General features: G+C 61.4%; 14 protein-coding genes and 3 pseudogenes. 8 read left to right on the forward strand and 9 right to left on the reverse strand.

Going from position 1 to position 19,546, the window contains the following annotated elements; translation table 11 throughout:
- Positions 1-12 precede the first annotated feature (12 nt).
- From GZH52_RS13315 to GZH52_RS13325, 3 genes are all read right to left on the reverse strand, one after another.
- On the reverse strand, positions 13-204 hold the full coding sequence (locus GZH52_RS13315; RefSeq protein WP_203525757.1) for a helix-turn-helix domain-containing protein: 192 nt from the start codon (positions 202-204) through the stop codon (positions 13-15).
- 200 nt (positions 205-404) lie between these two features.
- On the reverse strand, positions 405-1,100 hold the full coding sequence (locus tag GZH52_RS13320) for a hypothetical protein (protein ID WP_163317024.1): 696 nt from the start codon (positions 1,098-1,100) through the stop codon (positions 405-407).
- Complete coding sequence (locus tag GZH52_RS13325; protein ID WP_163317026.1) at positions 1,093-2,271, reverse strand: tyrosine-type recombinase/integrase; 1,179 nt, start codon at positions 2,269-2,271, stop codon at positions 1,093-1,095. The genes GZH52_RS13320 and GZH52_RS13325 overlap by 8 nt, the downstream gene beginning before the upstream one ends.
- A 387-nt stretch (positions 2,272-2,658) precedes the next feature.
- Between GZH52_RS13325 and GZH52_RS13330 the strand changes: the two genes are divergently transcribed.
- Together GZH52_RS13330 and dsr1 are read left to right on the forward strand one after the other, a co-directional pair.
- Positions 2,659-3,141 (forward strand): DDE-type integrase/transposase/recombinase, encoded by a 483-nt coding sequence (locus GZH52_RS13330; RefSeq protein WP_163317028.1) that lies wholly within the window; start codon positions 2,659-2,661, stop codon positions 3,139-3,141.
- Positions 3,142-3,208: 67 nt separating this feature from the next.
- Positions 3,209-7,366 carry an anti-phage defense-associated sirtuin Dsr1 gene (dsr1, locus tag GZH52_RS13335; RefSeq protein WP_203525758.1) on the forward strand — a complete coding sequence of 1,386 codons (4,158 nt, stop codon included), beginning with the start codon at positions 3,209-3,211 and terminating at the stop codon, positions 7,364-7,366.
- A 649-nt stretch (positions 7,367-8,015) separates the two neighbouring features.
- Here the strand turns inward: dsr1 and GZH52_RS13340 are convergent.
- Positions 8,016-8,171: pseudogene (locus tag GZH52_RS13340) on the reverse strand (IS5/IS1182 family transposase); the annotation flags it as partial.
- A 7-nt stretch (positions 8,172-8,178) separates the two neighbouring features.
- Here GZH52_RS13340 and GZH52_RS13345 point away from each other — a divergent pair.
- Positions 8,179-8,367: pseudogene (locus GZH52_RS13345) on the forward strand (IS5/IS1182 family transposase); the annotation flags it as partial.
- 14 nt (positions 8,368-8,381) lie between these two features.
- Here GZH52_RS13345 and GZH52_RS13350 read toward each other — a convergent pair.
- From GZH52_RS13350 to GZH52_RS16895, 5 genes and pseudogenes are all read right to left on the reverse strand, one after another.
- Entirely contained in the window at positions 8,382-8,843 is a 462-nt protein-coding gene (locus GZH52_RS13350) for a hypothetical protein (protein WP_163317032.1), read from the reverse strand.
- A gap of 92 nt (positions 8,844-8,935) precedes the next feature.
- Entirely contained in the window at positions 8,936-9,724 is a 789-nt protein-coding gene (locus tag GZH52_RS13355; RefSeq protein ID WP_163317034.1) for a CPBP family intramembrane glutamic endopeptidase, read from the reverse strand.
- A gap of 33 nt (positions 9,725-9,757) precedes the next feature.
- Positions 9,758-10,588 (reverse strand): hypothetical protein, encoded by an 831-nt coding sequence (locus GZH52_RS13360; RefSeq protein ID WP_163317036.1) that lies wholly within the window; start codon positions 10,586-10,588, stop codon positions 9,758-9,760.
- Positions 10,589-10,596: 8 nt separating this feature from the next.
- On the reverse strand, positions 10,597-12,648 hold the full coding sequence (locus GZH52_RS13365; protein WP_163317037.1) for a M13 family metallopeptidase: 2,052 nt from the start codon (positions 12,646-12,648) through the stop codon (positions 10,597-10,599).
- Between the two features lie 16 nt (positions 12,649-12,664).
- Positions 12,665-12,943: pseudogene (locus GZH52_RS16895) on the reverse strand (integrase core domain-containing protein); the annotation flags it as partial.
- A 159-nt stretch (positions 12,944-13,102) separates the two neighbouring features.
- On the opposite strand from GZH52_RS16895, the gene GZH52_RS17065 reads away from it, so the two are divergent.
- The 5 genes from GZH52_RS17065 to GZH52_RS13395 all read left to right on the forward strand — a co-directional run bounded on the left by GZH52_RS17065 (position 13,103) and on the right by GZH52_RS13395 (position 19,545).
- Positions 13,103-13,576 (forward strand): hypothetical protein, encoded by a 474-nt coding sequence (locus GZH52_RS17065; protein ID WP_203525760.1) that lies wholly within the window; start codon positions 13,103-13,105, stop codon positions 13,574-13,576.
- Positions 13,577-13,904: 328 nt separating this feature from the next.
- On the forward strand, positions 13,905-15,074 hold the full coding sequence (locus GZH52_RS13380; RefSeq protein WP_163317039.1) for an isovaleryl-CoA dehydrogenase: 1,170 nt from the start codon (positions 13,905-13,907) through the stop codon (positions 15,072-15,074).
- Between the two features lie 21 nt (positions 15,075-15,095).
- A complete protein-coding gene (locus GZH52_RS13385; protein ID WP_163317041.1) occupies positions 15,096-16,694 on the forward strand; it encodes a carboxyl transferase domain-containing protein in 1,599 nt (532 codons plus the stop codon).
- A gap of 17 nt (positions 16,695-16,711) precedes the next feature.
- On the forward strand, positions 16,712-17,503 hold the full coding sequence (locus GZH52_RS13390) for an enoyl-CoA hydratase/isomerase family protein (RefSeq protein ID WP_163317043.1): 792 nt from the start codon (positions 16,712-16,714) through the stop codon (positions 17,501-17,503).
- Entirely contained in the window at positions 17,503-19,545 is a 2,043-nt protein-coding gene (locus GZH52_RS13395; RefSeq protein ID WP_163317045.1) for an acetyl-CoA carboxylase biotin carboxylase subunit, read from the forward strand. Before GZH52_RS13390 ends, GZH52_RS13395 begins: the two co-directional genes overlap by 1 nt.
- Position 19,546 lies beyond the last annotated feature (1 nt).

Consider the following 19,546-nt stretch of genomic DNA (forward strand, 5'->3'; position numbering starts at 1 on the left):
TTGCGCGCCTCCTTAAGCGATGGTCTGGGTACGGGACTCAAGCCACTTGAGCACGTCGCTTTTCCGGTAGCGCACCAGCCGGCCAACCTTCACGAACGGCAGGTTGTACTTGCCGCTCCAGCGCCATTGCTGCAGCGTGGTGGGTTTGACGCCGACAAGTGCGGCGGTTTGCTCTTCATGCATGAGTTCGTCATTGGCGATCACGGCTAACTTCCTTTCATCGTTCGTTATCGAGTGACGCCATGTTCGGTCGAACTCACTAACACATCAGCCGGCTTGCCAGCATGTCGCGGGGTTGCTGGCAAAAATCCTGTTTGCTGGTAAACGCGCGGTTTGCCGGCAAACCTCAAACGCCAGACGCAAAAAAACCCGCCGAAGCGGGTTTGCCTTGGTGCCGGTGTTGGTCACTTGTTGCGGTTCTTGATCCAGCCGCGCGCGGTTCTCGGGAACTCACTGTCTGACATGCGAACCTCGGCCTCAACCCACCGATACCCGCCATCATTGGCAGGCTTGAAATGCTCGCGCCTGAAAGCCTCGATCTTGTCCTTGTCCGTCTTGGCTGCCGGCTGTGCATCCCACCACTTGAAGAACAGTTCGCGCGCCTTGGCGTATTTCATGTCGCGGCCTGCAGCGCCCTTCTTCGCCGTGGCGGTCTTTGCGCGCTCGACACCACGTTTAAAACCATCATCACGGATGCTTGCAAGGTAATCCCTCGTAAATCGCGCGCCACGCTCGGTGTAACGCTCATTGCAAGCGCGCAAGCTGTCTTGATCGTCAAACTCTCGGTGTAAGGCGCATACCAGCGCGTGAGCCTCCGCCAAGTGTTGCATCCGACGGTGCCAGTCAAAATCCTTGCATCGGGCAAAGCCTAGATTTAACAAGACACCAAAAACCACACCTCCAACTGGTTCTGTATTCATCACGGCCATAAAGTCGGCAATGGTTTCATCGCCAGCATCACTCCAGTCGGTAGGAATGACGCCATCGCGTTGCTTTTGCGCTGCAACGGCAAACACGGACGCGAACTTCTCCATTGCGCTTGTTGATGCTAGAAGGCGATGCTGCATCTCATCGGCCAAAACCGTGATTGCGTCACTCATCCCCCGCCCCTTTCTTCGCCAATAGCATCGCCTCGCTCGCGGACGCCAGCGCTGCCCGCACGGGGTCAACGTCAACGTGTGCATACCGCGCTGCGGCCTTCTGTGTTTTCTGGTTCAGCGCTTTGCCTACCACCGTCAGCGACACGCCTGCCCTCGATACCATCCATGACGCGATGGTGTGCCGTAGGTCGTGAATGCGGCAGTCCTCGATGCCAGCGCGCGCCAGAATGCGGCGCATGGCGGTTTTCGGCTCCTCTACATGCCCGCTCGCGCTCCTGGACGGGAACACCCAATCCGACCCGTGGCACTCGCCGCTTGCCCGCCAATCGCGCAGCATGTCCACCACCATTGGCGCCAGCGCCACCAGCTGGGGGTCGCCGTTCTTCGTGGTCGGCAGCCACCACGCGGCGGCGTCTAGATCGAACTGATCCCAGGCGGCAGCCTCGATGTTCGAGCGGCGTACACCGGTCATCAGTGACAAGGTAAAGAACACCCGCCATAGCTTCGGCTCGACGTCGAGCGATGCCAGAAACGCCGACACCTCGGCAGTGTTCAGGAATCGCTTGCGCTCCACGTCCTCAAACGCCTTCGGCACATCGGCCACGGGATTGACGCTGACCAGCTTGGACGCCTTCGCCCAGGAGAACATGCTCGAGAGCATGGCGCGCAGTCGGTTGGCGGTCGTCGGGTACTTGGCGCCGACAGTCCGGTACAGGCGCTCGATGTCGTCGGCGCTGACCTGCGTCGGCTTCTTGTCCGCGATCTTCTGGCAGTGCAGCCGCCATGAGTCGCGGTAGCTCTCGACGGTCTTATCCGCCAGCGCGCGGCCGGTCTTGCTGCGGCGTCCTTCAAGGAACTGCTCGAACAGGTCGGCCAGCGTCGGCTCGCCCTTCACCACGCGCTTCGCCTCGCCTGGGTTCGCGCCCTTGGCGATCTCGTTCAACAGCTCGGTTGCCTTGGCGCGCGCGTCTGGCAGGTGCATTTCATCCACCCGACCGATGCGGATGCGCTCGACCTTGCTGCCGATTCGCTTGATCAAGTAGTACGTCCGAGTTCCGGCAGGCGTTACGTTGATGCTCAGCGGGCTTTCGGTGTCGTGGTAGTCAACCCTTCCCTTACCAGCCGGCAGCACCTTCACGCCGGTCTTTGTGAACTTCACAGATTCGCCCATTTGGCACTCCACGGTTCAACATCGGTTCAACACCGGTTCAACATCGGTTCAACATTTTGGCTAAAAATCGGCCAAACCGAGTAGGACGGCGTAGAGGTTGTTATTGTCGTGAAGCCTTGTAGAATAAGGCTTGCACGGGATTTGTAGAGTTTAGGCGGGAACCGTAGAAATGGGCAACTTTAAACTTGTAATCAGGGGGTCGCGAGTTCGAATCCTGCAGCCGGCACCAGTATCCACGGGGCTTCCAGACATGGAAGCCCCGTTTCATTTTCTGCGCGGCTCCAACACCGGTTCAACATTTCTTGCCAAGCTCGGTAGAACTGCACACTGCTCAAGCCCCCCCTGCAAGCACAAAAAAAGTCCGCCATTTGGCGGACGCTTGCGTCGGTGCAACTCCAGCAAACCCATCAATCCGGCGGCGTCTCGCTCTGGCCTGGATCGTCGCCGCGCCGGCACGGCGTAGGTAGCCTGCACGATCTGGAGCCAACACCTAACCGGCCGACGCACAAGCTGTTCAAAGCGTACGACCCCGGCCATTCCCATATGGACGCAAAATACTTGCCGCAGATGCCGGACAAGTCGGCACGACGCTATCTGTTTGTGGCAATCGACCGAACCACCCGTCGAGTCTTTGTGCTGATCAAACCGCACAAGACGGTCGCCACCGCCCGCGCCTTCCTGTCTGCGCGTCAAAAGGCGGCAGCTTGTCTCGTACGCACCATGCTGACCGATAACGGCAGCGAGTTCACAGTCCGCCTGTTCAACCGCCAGAAGCAGGCCAGCGGCGAACATGAATTTGATCGGCTACGTGCTTCGCTGGAGAGCGCCCAGATTTGTTCAAGAAACGCGTTTGCAATCGCCCAGGACTAGACAGTTATAGAACCGGAGCAGATTCAGCCGAGTGCGGCGCTCCATAGCAGCATGATTCTGCGGTGGCTTGCCGTCCTGGAAAGGACAGCCGGGCCGCCCCTATGGTGCGGAATTCGACCAGAGAGTCGATACCAACTCACTGGCCTTGTTCTTCCTTCGAATCCGCATCCGCATTTGCGATAGCCTGGCCACCACGCAGGCCCGCCCGGCCGACCTGTGGCGGGAAGAGCTGGCTAGGCTGACGCCACAGCCGGACGCGCTCGCCATAGCATTACTCAATGCCAAATATATACAATGCTTGCTGTTAGCCGGACGCGGCTGGTCAATCTGGGCTCCCAATAGCAGATCTCGGGAGAAAGGGCGTCCTTTTATAAGCTTTGGACAGGCAGCAGAAGAGATGCAATTCGTCACAAATGGCCCGGACGTCCCCGACACACTCTTGCGGGCACACGAGGAAGGCCGCGTAGTGTTTTTCTGCGGGGCAGGCATTTCCATTCCCGCTGGCTTGCCCGATTTCAAGAGGTTGGTGGATCAGATCTATCGGCTGAACGGGACGACGCGTCGGGACATCGAGCACGAGACCTTTGAGCGGGGACAGTTCGACGCCACGCTTGAACTGCTGGAGCGGCGGTTGCCGGGCCAGCGTCTGGCCGTCCGTCGAGCGCTAGCGCAGGCGCTGAAGCCGAAGCTCCGCCGCAAGGGTGCTATCGATACGCAGGCGGCGCTGTTGCGTCTGGCTCGCAGCCGCGAGGGGGCGCTACGGCTGGTCACCACCAACTTCGACCGCATCTTTCACGTGGCGGCCAAACGCACAGGCCAAATGTTCCAGGCCCACGCAGCTCCGATGCTGCCGATTCCAAAGAACAGCCGCTGGAACGGGTTGGTCTACCTGCACGGCTTGCTGCCCGTAAAACTGGACGACACAGCCCTGAACCGTCTGGTTGTGACCAGCGGTGATTTCGGCTTGGCGTATCTGACTGAACGCTGGGCGGCACGCTTTGTGAGCGAGCTGTTCCGCAACTACGTGGTCTGCTTTGTGGGCTATAGCATCAACGACCCAGTGCTGCGCTACATGATGGATGCGCTGGCGGCTGACCGGATGCTGGGCGAAATCACACCTCAGGCTTGGGCACTGGGCGATTGCGAACCGGGGCAAGAGCACCGGAAAACCATCGAATGGGAAGCCAAGGGTGTCACCCCCATTCTCTACACCGTGCCCGCTGGCACTTATGACCATTCCGCGCTGCACCTGACCCTGCACGCTTGGGCAGAAACCTATCGTGACGGTGTGCAGGGCAAAGAAGCCATCGTTGTTAAACACGCCCTGACACGCCCACAGGAGAGCACGCAGCAGGACGATTTCGTCGGGCGGATGCTTTGGGCTTTGTCGGACAAATCAGGTCTGCCGGCGAAACGTTTTGCCGATTTGAATCCTGTTCCTTCACTGGACTGGCTGCTGGAACCCTTCGCGCATGAGCATTTTGGGCACAGCGACCTATCTCGCTTTGGCGTGCCGCCCCGTGACGAAGTGGACACCAAGCTGCGCTTCAGCCTCATTCGACGGCCCGCGCCCTATGACCGTGCACCGCCGATGCTGCTTGCCTCTGGTGGCATCACTGGTAGCCAGTGGGATGACGTGATGTCCCATCTGTCCCGATGGCTGGTGCGACACCTAGATGATCCAAGGCTGATCATCTGGATTGCGGAGCGCGGCGGTCAGTTGCACGATCGCTGGCTGTGGCTAATTGAACATGAGCTGGATCGCTTTGCTTCACTGGAACGTGAGGGAAAAACCTCCGAGCTTGATGAAATCCGCTTATACGCACCCAAGGCCATTCCTAGCCCACTGATGCGCACTTTGTGGCGCCTTCTGCTTAGTGGCCGGGTGAAATCGCCGTGGCACGATCCCGATTTGTATCGATGGAAAGGACGCCTTAAGCGAGAAGGACTGACCGCCACATTGCGTCTGGAGTTGCGTGAATTGCTCGCGCCCAAGGTTGTCTTGAAGAAACCATTTCGCTGGGGAGAGGACGATTCGAGCGGCGCTGACGAGCCCACACGGATCAAGCAACTGGTGGATTGGGAGCTCGCACTGGCCGCTGATCACGTGCATTCAACCCTGCGCGATTTGGCTGACGAGCACTGGACGCCGGCCTTGCCAGAACTGCTGAATGATTTTCAACAGTTGTTGCGTGACGCACTGGATCTGCTGCGTGAGTTGGGCGAGGCCGACGACCATAGCGATCGATCACACTGGGATCTGCCATCCATCACGCCCCACTGGCAGAATCGCGGGTTCCACGACTGGGTGAGCCTGATTGAATTGCTGCGCGATGCATGGCTTGCGGTTCGTGCCAACGACAGTGCGCGCGCCAAACGCATCGCGCAGAACTGGTTTGAACTGACGTACTCCACCTTCAAACGTCTGGCCTTGTTTGCTGCCAGTCAGGATGATTGCATCCCACCCGAGCAATGGGTGAATTGGTTGTTGGCCGATGATGCGTGGTGGTTGTGGTCCACAGATACGGGGCGGGAGGTGTTCAGGTTGCTCGTGTTGCAGGGGCGGCATCTGGCTGGAGCCGAGCAGCAACGCCTGGAGACAGCCATTTTGGCGGGCCCGCCACGTGAGAGGTACCGAGACGATCTGGAAGATGATCGGTGGCAAGACTTGGTGGCCCGCTCGGTCTGGCTGCATCTGGCCAAACTGAACACATCAGGAGTCGTACTGGGAGCGTCTGCAGCGGCACGATTGGCGGAAATTTCCAATGCCTACCCACAATGGCAACTGGCGACGAACGAGCGTGACGAGTTCTCGCACTGGATGAGTGGCACCGGTGATCCGGACTACGAGGACAGTCGGGATGTCGACATTGCCCCCCGCAAGCGGCGGGAACTGGTGCAATGGCTCACAAAGCCGATGCCAGAGCGGCGACCGTTCTATGAAGACACTTGGCGTGACGCCTGCAATAGGCACTCTTTGAACTGTTTGTTTGCCCTCGCTGATTTAGCGGCGCGGGGAAATTGGCTTCATAGTCGCTGGAGTGATGCTCTGTATGCATGGAGCAATGGGAAACAGGTCCAGCGCATGTGGTGCTATGCGGCACCGATAGTGCGGACCATGCCCGATGCTGTCCTTCGGGAAATTTCCCACAGTGTAACGTGGTGGATTGAAGCTGCATCCAAGTCGATCAACCGCCACGAGGAAATCCTGCTGGAGTTGTGCCGCCGCGTTCTCGCGCTGTCAATTGATGCGGGTACTGGGATGACACGTAACGGCGAGCCAATAGATGAACCTGTTACGGAGGCCATTAACCACCCGGTGGGGCATGTCACGCAGGCACTGATCAACCTGTGGTTCAAGCAGAACCCGAATGATAACGATCTGATTCCTAGTGACTTGAAGCCCATTTTCACCACACTGTGCAACGCGCAGATAGATCGATTCCGCCACGGCCGGGTGTTAATGGGTTCGAGGTTGATCGCATTTTTCCGCGTGGATCGCCCTTGGACCGAACAGAACCTGCTGCCATTGTTCGACTGGTGCAATCCCGTTGAAGCCAAGGCTGCGTGGGAAGGCTTCCTTTGGTCGCCGCGCTTGTACCAGCCGTTGTTGATAGCCTTCAAGTCGCAGTTCCTTGATAGCGCTAACCACTATACCGATCTTGGCAAGCACCGCCAGCAATTCGCGAGACTCCTGACCTATGCAGCATTGGACCAGACCGATGGATACACCGTGGAGGAGTTCCGCTCTGCGATTGGTTCTCTTCCGCAAGAAGGTCTGGAGAAGTCAGCGCAGGCGCTCTCCCAAGCGCTTGAAGGTGCGGCGGATCAGCGTGAGGAGTATTGGAAAAATCGTGCCAAGCCGTTTTGGCAACATGTCTGGCCAAAATCTCGCAATTTGGCTACCCCGCGAATTGCCGATTCTTTGACTCATTTGGTGATCGCGGCCCGAGGAGAATTCCGGTCAGCCTTGACTGCGGTACAAGACTGGCTAAAACCGATCGAACACCCGGACTATGTCGTACGCCTGCTGCTCGAATCCGGTTTGTGCGGACGGTTCCCTGCCGAGGCATTACAGCTGCTAGATGCAGTGATTGCAGACCAGCAGTGGGCTCCTCGAGAGTTGGGACAATGCTTGGACGAAATCTCGAATGCAGCGCCAATTTTTGCACAAGATGCTAGCTACAAACGCCTAAGAGAATATTTCCAAAGGCGTCGGGGCTAACTGACTTTTCTGAGGATAAAGACGTAGTGAAAGCGCTCCGCTTGCTGTCTGCTTTGGCCGACGAGCAGCCAACCTGGGTAGGCAGCGTCAGATCGTCGGCCAAAGCTTCCGCTAGTTTTCCGAAGGGGCATGCCTGCTTATTGGCCAAAATTAGTAAGTCGAGAAGCTGACTCTCCCATCCACTGATGTAAGGAAAGACCTGCCTGAAGAACCATACTTGACATACTTTCCCATACCTCGAATGAAAAACCCCGCCTAGCTAAAGCGGGATTGAGCGGGCTTCCCTGGCTTGCCTGCCTCCGTGACGCAACCATGATGCGTCACTCGTAAAGTAACGTGAGGCAACCACTTACGTAACGCTTGGCAACGGGGCGGTAGCCCGTTACTCCAACGTCCGCATCAAAGTCTCGATCTCAGTCAGCGCGGTTTTAATTGCCACGGCTTCCGGTTCGGACTCGGCAACGATGGCAACCCGCTCTTCGAACCGCTCGCGCAGATCATCCAGATCAAGACACCTCCCGTAGCGGGCTGCCAAATCACGAATCAAGTCGGCGTAGTCACCTCCTCCAACCGTGCCACCTGTGTTGCCCCCATTCGCCGCATCCAGCCTGAACCGTATGGTCGGGCTGATAAGCCGTGGCGGAGTTGCCACCTGACGTTCAAACGTCCGAGCCATGACGCGCTCACCTAGCCGTTTGAAACAGCGCATCTTCGTTTTGACCAAGCTACGCCGGTAGTAGCCACTCCAGCGTTTCCAGATCGTCACACCCAGCCTGCGGGCGATAAGCAGAATTTCGCTCCGCGCCCTGGCGCGCATTGCCCATCGCGGCGTCGAAAGCAGCGAGAAATTGGGTTTACATCGCTGGGGCGTTGAACGTACCCATGCGTGGCTTGCTGGCTTCGGAAAACTGCGCATCCGTTTCGAACGGCGACTTGATACCCATTACGCCCTGCTCAAGCTGGACAGCCCCTTGATTTTCCTGCGATTTATCGACAAGTTTTTTGTTAGCGGCCCTTACTCGGAAACGATTTTCCCGGAGGTTCCGGCATCGGAACTGTGCCAGACATCCTTACCCTTCAAGCGACGGTCGCCCTGAATGGTGTAAGTGATCACGCCTTGGCGAAATACCAGCGCACCGTCCGTGCGCTTGGCTTTGACAGGTTTGCCGTTGACCCAAACCCGTTCTTTTTCGTCGATGCGAATAGTGGCGACCGTGCCGCCGGTTGGGCCGACGGCAACCCATTGTCCGGCATAAGGCGTCTGGCTTGAGGTCTTGGCCTTTTCGGCGGGAATGCCAGTATCAAAACCCATCTTGGCGTTCTCTTCCTTCGTCTTGGTGATGTCGCACCCCTGCGCTTCGCTTGCTTGCGTACAACCGGAGCGCTCGAGTTGTTGCCTGTACTTGGCATTGATCGCGTAAGCGGACGCATGTACCGAAAAGATCATAACAATGGCGATGGCGAGTTTTTTCTTCATGACATTCAACCTTTTCTGTCGATGACTAATACGACCCCGGCGTCGTTTCTGAAGTTGCTTGCGTTGTTTCCGCTACGAATTGACATAACTGTTCAGACCTTGCCGACAAGACTGGCTCCCAGCAAAGTCATCACGAGAAGCAGCCAGTCGTTAACGATATGGGCCCCGGTGGATACCCAAATGTTTTTGGTCAGAATCCACGGCAGCGTAAGCATCATGCGTGCGGAGCCGATGACGACGATGCACTGGATCCAGTTCCAGTCGTAGGTGGGTAGGTGGATTAGGCCAAAGAAAACGGACGTTATCACCCAGGCACAGATGATTGCGCTCTTTCTTCCCATGCCGAAGCCTTTCGAAAACCACTGCAACAGTGCCAGAAACGGCAGAAGCGTGATGACTTCCTCGCCCAGCAGTTGCGGGATGATCTTGGCAAAAAACGCAATTTGCCCTGCGGTGTCAAACCCTCCCAACTCGGCTGTCGTTCTGTTCGGGGTGGCTCCGAACAGTGCCATGACGATGGCACCCACGATCATGCTGACGACAATGTTGAGCAGCGCAAAACCGAACATCAGTTTCACCTCGCGGCCGCCTACCTTGCCGAAGATGGCCTTCCAGTGACCGGGCGCAACGTAAGCCAGAGCGATCAGAGGCAGGCCGGGCATCAAGATCGCCGGCAGGAATTTCCAGAATGCGCCATCTGGCCAGTCAATGGGTGAAGCCAGCAACAGGAAGCCGGCAACGACCATGGCCATGACAAACAGCCATTGCCTTCCCGAAATGGAAACTGGCACCCCGTTATAGAACGGGAAGTCGGGCGCGGGATCTTCCAGCCGGACAAACCGCTCTTCGTTGCGGATCGGGCTACCGATGAAACTTGCCATAAGGATGCTTTCTTCGATTTGATGAGCTTTGCTTCATTTCAGCATTGCCTGACATTCGTCGGCGCTGATGCGCACGAGGTACTTCTGGAAACGGGCGGAGTCTTCGTACGATCCGTCACCCAGATAAACGGTATTGGTCATTCCGAAGCGCGCCATGTCCGGGATAGCAAACCCCCAGCCGATCTGCTTGGCATAACCAGGGCGTTTCTCCAGAACATCACCAACCGCGCACACGGCAAAGGCATCGTTGAGGCCCAGTTGCGAGTAGAAGTCCGCCTCGTCCTTCATGGTCACCTTTGTCGTCTCTTCAAAATCCCGAAAGAAGGCCGTTCGTTGCTCGGGCGATGCGTCCTTGGGGACATATTGAGCCAATTGTTCTGCGAGGCTTATGCCCTTGCGTGCGGCCTGCACATGGAACGTCCGCTCGTTGCCGTGCCAGCCGACGAAGGCATCGGTACGGATTACCCGCGCACGTCCGGCGGGGAAGATGTAATCGGCGCAGGACGAAAAACAGATGACATCCACCTCGACGACCAATCCCATATCCCTGACCCAGCGCCCGACATGGCGGCCGGCGACGGTGTCGCCGCCGCCGGAGCTGATGACCAGACGGGTGATCTGACCGCGAGCGATACCAGCCACCGCGGCGTCGAAGGCCGCGGAACTCGCTTTCGAGAAATTACCCGTGTAGTACACCGTATCACCCTGGACACGCACTTGCGCGGGTTCGGCTCTGGCGCGCTCGATTTCTGGCAGCTTGTCTCCCGTAGCCTTGGCCGTGCTCGTCCAGCCTGCCGCGCTCAACACGATCAGGGCGCACGCAGCAAGCTGCACCTTGGCAGACCGAGAGATCCTGGCTGTCATGCCAGACATCACCAGATAACCACGCGATCTTTGGGGGCCCGCCACATCGGGTCGCCCGGCCTCGTATCAAAAGCCTTGTGGAAGGCGTCGAGATGCAACAGAGGCGCGACGGCCCGCACTGATGCGATGGCATGGACATCGACCGACACTAGGTAGCGCAGCCGCTCCGAACGTGCCTTGTAGGCCCACATCTGCGTCCAGGCAACGAAGCAGCGCTGATCGGCGTTGAGTCCATCCACGTCCGGTATCGGATTTTTAGCCAGAGAGCGCTTCAAGGCAGCATGCGCGAGTGTGATGCCGCCCAGGTCGGCGGTATTCTCCGTGACGGTCATGGCGCCGTTGTGCATCAGGCCGGGCAGGATTTCGTAGTGGCTGTACTGATCAACCAGCACGTCGGTGCGCCGCTTGAATTCGGCGTTCGCCGGCGGCGTCCACCAGTCGCGCAAGTTGCCCTGCGGGTCGTACTGACGCCCAAGGCTGTCGAAACCATGGGTGAGCTCATGCCCAATCACACCGCCGATGGCGCAGTAGTTGGCGGCAGGATCAGCACCTGGCTTATAAAACGGCGGTTGAAGAATGGCCGCCGTAATATCGATGGTGTTGGTGGTGAAGTTGTAGGCGGAGTTCACCGCAATCGGCGTGGTTTTGGTCGCCACGGCAAAACGGTTGTTCAGAACGGGCTTGTCAACCTGCGCCATTTCCCGCAAGAACGCAAAACGATTGGCGCGTTGCACGTTACCGAAATGGTCGTCCGGGCGAATATCGAGCCCACTGAAATCGACCCACCCCTGGGGGTAGCCAACCTGGATGTCGATCTTGCTGAGTTTTTCCAGCGCAGCGTTGCGCGTCGCCTCGTCCAGCCAGGAATTGCGGCGCAGGCGGGTGGCGAACTCGTCCTTGATATGCCCGACCATCTCGGTGATGTCACGCCGGGTGGAATCGGGGAAGTAGGTCTGCACATACAGCTGCGACAGCGGGTGATACAGCTGCGCGCTAATTTGCTGGGTGACGACCTGCTTCTGCTCGGGCGGAATCTTCAGGCCCTTGCGCTCCTTCGTGAACGCTTCTTCCTGCAAACGCCACGGTTGTCCCAACTCCGAGGCGCGGCTGGCCAGCAAGAACCAGCGCAGCAGCAGCTTGACCTCATCGACCGGACGCTCGGTCAGCATTTTTTGCAGCGCCCTCATGGCGTTGATATCCACCACCTGAACCCGTGCGGGTACGGCGATGCCTAATTCGGCCAAATAGGCCCGCAGGTCAAGCGCCGGCACCAGCGCCTGCGCCTGATCCAGTGTCATGATGTTGTACGTGTTGGCCGGATCGCGCTGCTGCAGCGGCGTCATCATCGCGCCCGCCGCTTGCGCTTCCATCGTCAGGATCCTGGACGCCTGAGTCTTGGCGGTATCGATGGACTCGCCGGTGCCGTGCAGCATCGCTACGATGTACCTGTGATACAGGTTGCGCAACTTCTGATGCTCGGGCCTGGCGTACTCGTCCTGTTCGAGCAGTTGCGCGCCGGGTGCCAGCACCATGACACCGGTGCTGCTGTCCTTGGCATCTGCCATGGCCCCGGCCATGATCAGTGGCGAGCCGCCCACCGCAACCTGTAGCCGGCCGGCGAGACGGCCATAGTCGGCCGGCGTGCCACCTGCCGCAGCGATGCGCTTCATATCGGCCTCAAGCGGTTTGAGGCCGATGGCATCACGGTGTGCGTTGTCCATGGCCGCCCTGTAGAAGTCACCCACTTGCTGACGGGGGCTGCCCTTGGGTGCGTCGCTTACCTTGGAAGCCTCCGTGATCAGGATCAGCAGCTGCTTTTCCAGATTGTGTCCCAGCAATACAAAACCCCCTACGTCCGAATCGCTGGCTGCAATCTCGGTCTTCTTGAGCCAGTTGCCAGCGGCGTAGCGATAGAAATCCTGGCGCGGATTGATGCTGCTATCCATGTTGGCCGGCGAATAGCCCAGTGCAGGAACATCATCAGGATATGTGCCGGCATAGGTCGGCGGAGCGAGGGTAAATCCCGCAACAAGAGCTGCGGCAAGCAGGCGATTTGTCATAGAAATAGGTGTCCAGTCCCGGGCGATTGCAAACACGTTTCTTGAACAAGTCCGGACGCTGCTTCTGCCACTCCTTCATGGCCTGAATCGGTGTCCGGTGTTGCAGGGCCAACTACGGCAGATGCTGGTTGTAGAGCAGCACATAGCGCTCCTGCGTGGTCGAGAGATCCTGGCCCGATTCGAAACGGTGCGTGGCCAGCACCTCGCTGATCCGGCCGTTGAAACGCTCGATCATTCCGTTTATCTGCGGCATGCGCGGTTGGGTGAGTCGGAGTTCGATCGCCACTGACCTGCATCGAGCAGTTGGACAAGCGATCGGTGCACTTGCTGCCGTTATTGGTCAGGATAGTGCGTATGTGAAAGAGTGCGGTCTTCTGTAACGCAGACAGGAAGGCAGCGTGGTACTGGCCGTCTTGTGCGGCTTGTGGGCACTGCTGCGGCTGAGCCCTCCCCCTTGCTCAATGTGTCCTACGCCCCGACCCGTGAACTGTACAAGGACAGCAACCAAGGCTTTATTTCGCAGAGGCAGAAAAATACTGACGAAGCGCTGATCATCAAGCAGTCGCACGGAGGCTCGGGCAAGAAGTCGCGTTCGGTGATCGACAGACTGGAAGCCGACGTGGTGACGCTGGCCCTGGCCTTCGACATCGACGCGATCGTCAGCCATGCCAAGCCGTTGCCTACCAACTGGCAGAAACGGCTACCACAGGACATGACCACCGCTCCGCGATACCCGGTTCCGATGATCACGCCAGCCTCCCTGTTGCCGATTCGCCGGCACTCCAAAACCGCGCTGGGGCGGTCATGGATGGAGTGTTGTCCTGACAGGCTAGGGCCGGCCGTAGCGCTTCTTACGCGCCTTCTGGAAACGCATCCGATGCCTTGTAGCAGCCGAAGCCTGAACGATTGCAGCACAGTTCCCGGCTGATGACGCTCCTGCAGCGCCCGACACACTGACCGATGACGGCCGGCCTGCATCCTTCACTCGCCAGTAGTTGAATCTGGTAGCGTTCACCTTCGGTGAGGTATCGGCAAGACCTTCTGCGTACTCCAGGCTAGCCAGCCCCTGCAGCTCTATCCCCGACCAACTGCCTCCTCGGCTGCGCAGGGAACCACACGCCGCTGATCTTGACGCAACACAAGCGCCCAGTTCTCCGTCGCAAAGTTGACGCTAACGTAAACGTCACTAAAATAAAAGCATGACGGCATGAAAAGGCCGCACCCACCGGGCCTGCCCGGGACAAAGGAGACAGAACATGTACCACAGCCTGCGTTTTGACCTCGGCGAGTCCTGCCGGATGCTGCGCGAAGCGGTGCGCGACTTCGCGCAGCGCGAGATCGCGCCGCGTGCGGCCGCCATCGACCGCGACAACCTGTTCCCGGCCGAGTTGTGGCAGCAGTTCGGCGAGATGGGCCTGCTCGGCATCACCGTGCCCGAAGCCTACGGCGGCGCCGACATGGGCTACCTTGCGCACATGATCGCGATGGAGGAGATCAGCCGCGCCAGCGCGTCGGTCGCCCTCTCCTACGGTGCGCACTCCAACCTGTGCGTCAACCAGATCTACAAGAACGGCAGCGAAGCGCAAAAGCGCGCCTACCTGCCCAAACTGGTGTCGGGCGAACATGTCGGCGCGCTGGCGATGTCCGAGCCGAACGCGGGCTCGGACGTGGTGAGCATGAAGCTCAAGGCCGACAAGGTCGACGGCGGCTATTTGCTCAACGGCAGCAAGCTGTGGATCACCAACGGCGGCGACGCCGACACGCTGGTGGTATACGCGAAGACCGACCCCTGTGCCGGCGCGCGCGGCATCACCGCCTTCATCGTCGAGAAGGGGTTCGCCGGCTTCAGCCACGGCAGCAAGCTCGACAAGCTGGGCATGCGCGGCTCGAATACCTACCCGCTGTTCTTCGACGACTGTTTCGTGCCGGAGGCCAACGTGCTCGGCGGCGAGGGCAAGGGGGTAGAGGTGCTGATGAGCGGGCTCGACTACGAGCGCGCGGTACTCGCCGCCGGCCCCTTGGGCATCATGCAGGCCTGCCTCGACGTGGTGGTGCCTTACCTTAACGAGCGCAAGCAGTTCGGCCAGGCCATCGGCGACTTCCAGCTGATGCAGGGCAAGCTGGCCGACATGTACGTGAAGCTGTCAGCCAGCCGCGCCTACGTGTACGCCGTCGGCCAGGCGCTCGACCGCGGCGAGGCCGGCCGCCAGACGCGCAAGGACGCCGCCGGTGCCATCCTGTTCGCGGCCGAGGGGGCCACCCAGATGGCGCTGGACGCCATCCAGTGCCTGGGCGGCAACGGCTATATCAACGAGTACCCGACCGGGCGCCTGCTGCGCGACGCCAAGCTCTACGAGATCGGCGCCGGCACCAGCGAGATCCGCCGCTACCTGATCGGCCGCGAGCTGATGGCCGAAACCCGCTAGCCCCCACAGCAGAGACCACCCATGCCCGTCATCGAATCCAGGCTCTCGCCGCGCAGTGCCGACTTCATCGCCAACGCCGAGAAGATGCGGTCTCTGGTGGCCGACCTCAAGGACAAGGTCGCCCAGGCCGCGCAAGGCGGTGGCGACAAGGCGCGCGAGAAGCATGTCGCGCGCGGCAAGCTGTTGCCGCGCGAGCGCGTCGACCTGTTGCTCGACGCCGGCGCGCCCTTTCTCGAACTGTCGCAACTGGCGGCCTTCGGCATGTACGGCGGCGACGCCCCCGGCGCCGGGCTGATCGCCGGCGTCGGCCGCGTCAGCGGCGTCGACTGCCTGATCGTCGCCAACGACGCCACCGTCAAGGGCGGCACCTACTACCCGATGACGGTGAAGAAGCACCTGCGCGCGCAGGAAGTCGCGCGCGAGAACCACCTGCCGTGCATCTATCTGGTCGACTCCGGCGGCGCCTACCTGCCCTTGCAGGACGACGTTTTTCCCGACCGCGAGCACTTCGGCCGCATCTTCTACAACCAGGCGCAACTGTCCGCCGCCGGCGTGCCGCAGATCGCGGTGGTGATGGGTTCGTGCACCGCCGGCGGCGCCTATATGCCGGCGATGAGCGACGAGACGGTGATCGTGAAGGAACAGGGCACCATCTTCCTGGGCGGCCCGCCGCTGGTGCGCGCGGCTACCGGCGAGGTGGTCAGCGCCGAGGCGCTGGGCGGCGGCGACGTGCACACCCGCGTCAGCGGTGTGGCCGACCACCTCGCGCAAAGCGACGCGCACGCGCTCGCCATCGCCCGGCGCATCGTCGCCTCGCTCAACTGGCAAAAGGCCGGCCGGCTCGACCGCATCGAGCCCAAGCCCCCCCGCTACGCGGCCGACGAGCTCTATGGCGTGATCCCGGCCGACAGCAAGAAGCCGTTCGACGTGCGCGAGATCATCGCCCGCCTGGTCGACGACTCCGAGTTCGACGAATTCAAGCAGAACTACGGAACCACCCTGGTCACCGGTTTTGCCAGGCTCAACGGCTACCGGGTCGGCATCATCGCCAACAACGGCATCCTATTTTCCGAGTCCGCGCTCAAGGGCGCGCACTTTGTCGAGCTGTGCTGCCAGCGCGGCATCCCGCTGGTTTTCCTGCAGAACATCACCGGCTTCATGGTCGGCAAGAAGTACGAAAACGGCGGCATCGCCAAGGACGGCGCCAAGCTGGTGACGGCGGTCGCCTGCGCGCAGGTCCCCAAGTTCACCGTGCTGATCGGCGGCAGCTTCGGCGCCGGCAACTACGGCATGTGCGGGCGTGCGTACAGCCCGCGCTTTTTGTGGATGTGGCCGAACAGCCGCATCTCGGTGATGGGCGGCGAGCAGGCCGCCGGCGTACTCGCCCAGGTCAAGAAAGAGCAACTGGGCGACGCGTTTACGCCTGAGCAGGAAGAGGCGTTGAAGGCGCCGGTGCGCGAACAGTACGAACGCCAGGGCCACCCCTACTACGCGAGCGCCCGCCTGTGGGACGACGGCGTGATCGACCCGGCACAGACGCGTGAAGTGCTCTCGCTCGCGCTGGAGGCGAGCCTGACGGCGCCGATCGAGCCGACCCGCTTCGGCGTGTTCCGCATGTAAACCAGGAAAGGCTTGCGATGACAGAGATGAGCGTGGACATCACCCGCCACGGCCCGGTCGCCACCGTTTGGCTGAACCGCCCCGAGCGGCACAACGCGATGGACGAGCATTTGATCGCCGCACTGCAAGGCGCTTTCGACACCCTCGCGCTCGAGCAGACGGTGCGCGTGATCGTGCTCGCCGGGCGCGGCAGCAGCTTCTGTGCAGGCGCGGATCTCACCTGGATGCAGCGCGCCGCGGCGTTCAGCGAAGAAGAAAACCTTGCGGACGCGCGCGCGCTGGCCGGCATGCTCAAGGCCATCCACCGCTGCCCCAAGCCGGTTGTCGCGCGCGTGCACGGCCCGGCAATGGCCGGCGGCACCGGGCTTATCGCCGCCTGCGACATCGCCATCGGCACCGCCAAGGCGCGCTTCGGCCTCTCCGAAGTCAGGCTGGGGCTGATCCCGGCGACCATAGGCCCGTATGTGGTGCACGCCATCGGCGAGCGCCACGCGCACCGCTACTTCCTCTCCGCCGAGCGCATCGACGCGGCCAGCGCGCAGCGCATGGGCCTGCTGCACGAAGTGGTGGCGGAAGACGCGCTCGACGCGCGCATCAGCGAAATCTGCGCCGAACTGGCCAAGGGCGCACCCGGCGCGCTCGCCGCAGCGAAAGACCTGCTCGGCGTGCTCTCCGGTACGTCGGTGCAGGACGACGCGCTCTTGGACGACACCGCGCGGCGCATCGCCCAGATCCGTACCGGCGAAGAAGCCCGCGAAGGGCTGGCCGCCTTCTTCGACAAACGCCCACCCGACTGGATCCAGCACTGATGCACGCCTACCCCACCCCGGAGCAACTGCAGCAAGCGCTGCCGCAGAGCGACCCGCCCCAGCCGCCGAATGTCCGTCCTCTGTTCGGCAAGATCCTGATCGCCAACCGCGGCGAGATCGCCTGCCGCGTCATCCGCACCGCGCGGCTGCTGGGCATCGCCACCGTCGCCGTCTATTCGGACGCCGACCGGGACGCCCGTTTCGTGAAACTGGCCGACGAGGCGTGGCGCCTCGGGCCGGCGCCGGCCGCCGACTCTTACCTGAAGGCCGATACACTGCTCGAGATCGCGCGGCAAAGCGGCGCCGAGGCGATCCACCCCGGCTACGGTTTTTTGTCGGAAAACGCCGCGTTCGCCGACGCCTGCGCGCAGGCGGGCGTGGTGTTCATCGGCCCGCCCTCTGCCGCCATCGCCGCGATGGGCAGCAAGTCCGCCGCCAAGACCCTGATGGAAAAGGCCGGCGTGCCGCTGGTGCCCGGCTACCACGGCGACGCGCAGGACCCGGCGCTGCTGGCGGCCGAGGCCACACGCATCGGCTACCCGGTGCTGATCAAGGCAAGTGCCGGCGGCGGCGGCAAGGGCATGCGCATCGTCGAGACAGCCGCGGACTTCCCCGCGGCGCTCACGAGCTGCCAGCGCGAGGCGCGCGCGAGCTTCGGCGACGACAAGGTGCTGATCGAGAAATACCTGACCCGGCCGCGCCACGTCGAAATCCAGGTGTTCGCCGACAGTGCCGGCGGCTGCGTCTACCTGTTCGAGCGCGACTGCTCGGTGCAGCGCCGCCACCAGAAGGTGCTGGAAGAAGCGCCGGCGCCCAACCTGCCCGCCGCCACCCGCAAAGCGATGGGCGAGGCGGCGGTTGCCGCCGCGCGCGCCGTCGGCTACGTGGGCGCCGGCACCGTCGAATTCATCCTCGACGTCGACAGCGGGCACTTTTACTTCATGGAGATGAACACCCGGCTGCAGGTCGAACACCCGGTCACCGAAATGATCTGCGGGCAGGACCTGGTCGAGTGGCAACTGAAGGTCGCCTGCGGCCAGCGCCTGCCGCTCGCGCAGCACGAACTCGCGATCCGCGGCCACAGCATCGAGGCGCGCATCTACGCCGAAGACCCGGACAAGGGCTTTTTGCCGGCCACCGGCACCCTCGTCCACCTTGCGCCGCCCGCCGAGGGCGCGCGGGTGCGCATCGACACCGGGGTCACCGAGGGCGACAGCATCAGCCCCTACTACGACCCGATGATCGCCAAACTGATCGTGTGGGGCGAGACGCGCGAGGCGGCGCTCAGGCAACTGGATGCTGCGCTCGCCAGCTATCAGGTGGTCGGCGTCGCGACCAATATCCGCTTCCTGCGCCGCATCGCCGGCAACGCCGACTTCGCCACGGGCCGCGTCGATACCGGGCTGATCGCCCGCCACCTGGACACCCTGCTGCTGCCGCCCGCCGCGCCGACCCCGGAGGCGCTGGCACTTCTCGCGCTGGGCGAGGTGCTCGCCTCGGCAGAGAACAGCGACGCCCCCTGCCAGGCGTCCTGGCGCCTGAACGGCACGCATACCCGCCGCGTCCGCTTCGAGCAAGGCGATGCGGTGTTCGATATCGGCGTGCGCCGGGAGAACGGAGGCCTCGCCGTCGAGGTCGGCGGCCAGTGGCAGCCGGCCGAGGCGACACTGGCAGGCAAGGTACTCACCGTCACGCTTGATGGCAAACGCGTGAACGCCACGCGGGTTAGCCAAGGCCTCAAGCGGGTGCTGTTCGTCGACGGCGAACAAATCTGCGTCGACTACGTCGACCCGTACGCGTTCGAGGAAGAAGCTACGCACGGCGAGGCCCACCTGACGGCGCCGATGCCGGGGCGGGTGGTCGCGCTGCTGGCCAAGACCGGCGACCGCCTCGCGCGCGGCGAGCCGCTGATGATCCTCGAAGCGATGAAGATGGAACACACCCTCTGCGCGCCGGCAGACGGCGTGGTGAAAGCGTTCTACTTCGCCCAGGACGAGCAGGTAAGCGACGGCGACGAGCTGGTGGATTTCGAGGCGGACTGAA

It is taken from the genome of Crenobacter caeni, from assembly GCF_010435965.1.
In the GTDB taxonomy this organism is placed as follows: Bacteria; Pseudomonadota; Gammaproteobacteria; order Burkholderiales; family Chromobacteriaceae; genus Craterilacuibacter; species Craterilacuibacter caeni.

What these genes read in the sequence shown, in the direction of transcription:
- GZH52_RS13320 (WP_163317024.1), bottom strand. Translation starts at nt 1,100, where the DNA reads ATGAGTGACGCAATCACGGTTTTGGCCGATGAGATGCAGCATCGCCTT.
- GZH52_RS13325 (WP_163317026.1), bottom strand. Translation starts at nt 2,271, where the DNA reads ATGGGCGAATCTGTGAAGTTCACAAAGACCGGCGTGAAGGTGCTGCCG.
- GZH52_RS13350 (WP_163317032.1), bottom strand. Translation starts at nt 8,843, where the DNA reads ATGAAGAAAAAACTCGCCATCGCCATTGTTATGATCTTTTCGGTACAT.
- GZH52_RS13355 (WP_163317034.1), bottom strand. Translation starts at nt 9,724, where the DNA reads ATGGCAAGTTTCATCGGTAGCCCGATCCGCAACGAAGAGCGGTTTGTC.
- GZH52_RS13360 (WP_163317036.1), bottom strand. Translation starts at nt 10,588, where the DNA reads ATGACAGCCAGGATCTCTCGGTCTGCCAAGGTGCAGCTTGCTGCGTGC.
- GZH52_RS13365 (WP_163317037.1), bottom strand. Translation starts at nt 12,648, where the DNA reads ATGACAAATCGCCTGCTTGCCGCAGCTCTTGTTGCGGGATTTACCCTC.
- GZH52_RS13380 (WP_163317039.1), top strand. Translation starts at nt 13,905, where the DNA reads ATGTACCACAGCCTGCGTTTTGACCTCGGCGAGTCCTGCCGGATGCTG.
- GZH52_RS13385 (WP_163317041.1), top strand. Translation starts at nt 15,096, where the DNA reads ATGCCCGTCATCGAATCCAGGCTCTCGCCGCGCAGTGCCGACTTCATC.
- GZH52_RS13390 (WP_163317043.1), top strand. Translation starts at nt 16,712, where the DNA reads ATGACAGAGATGAGCGTGGACATCACCCGCCACGGCCCGGTCGCCACC.
- GZH52_RS13395 (WP_163317045.1), top strand. Translation starts at nt 17,503, where the DNA reads ATGCACGCCTACCCCACCCCGGAGCAACTGCAGCAAGCGCTGCCGCAG.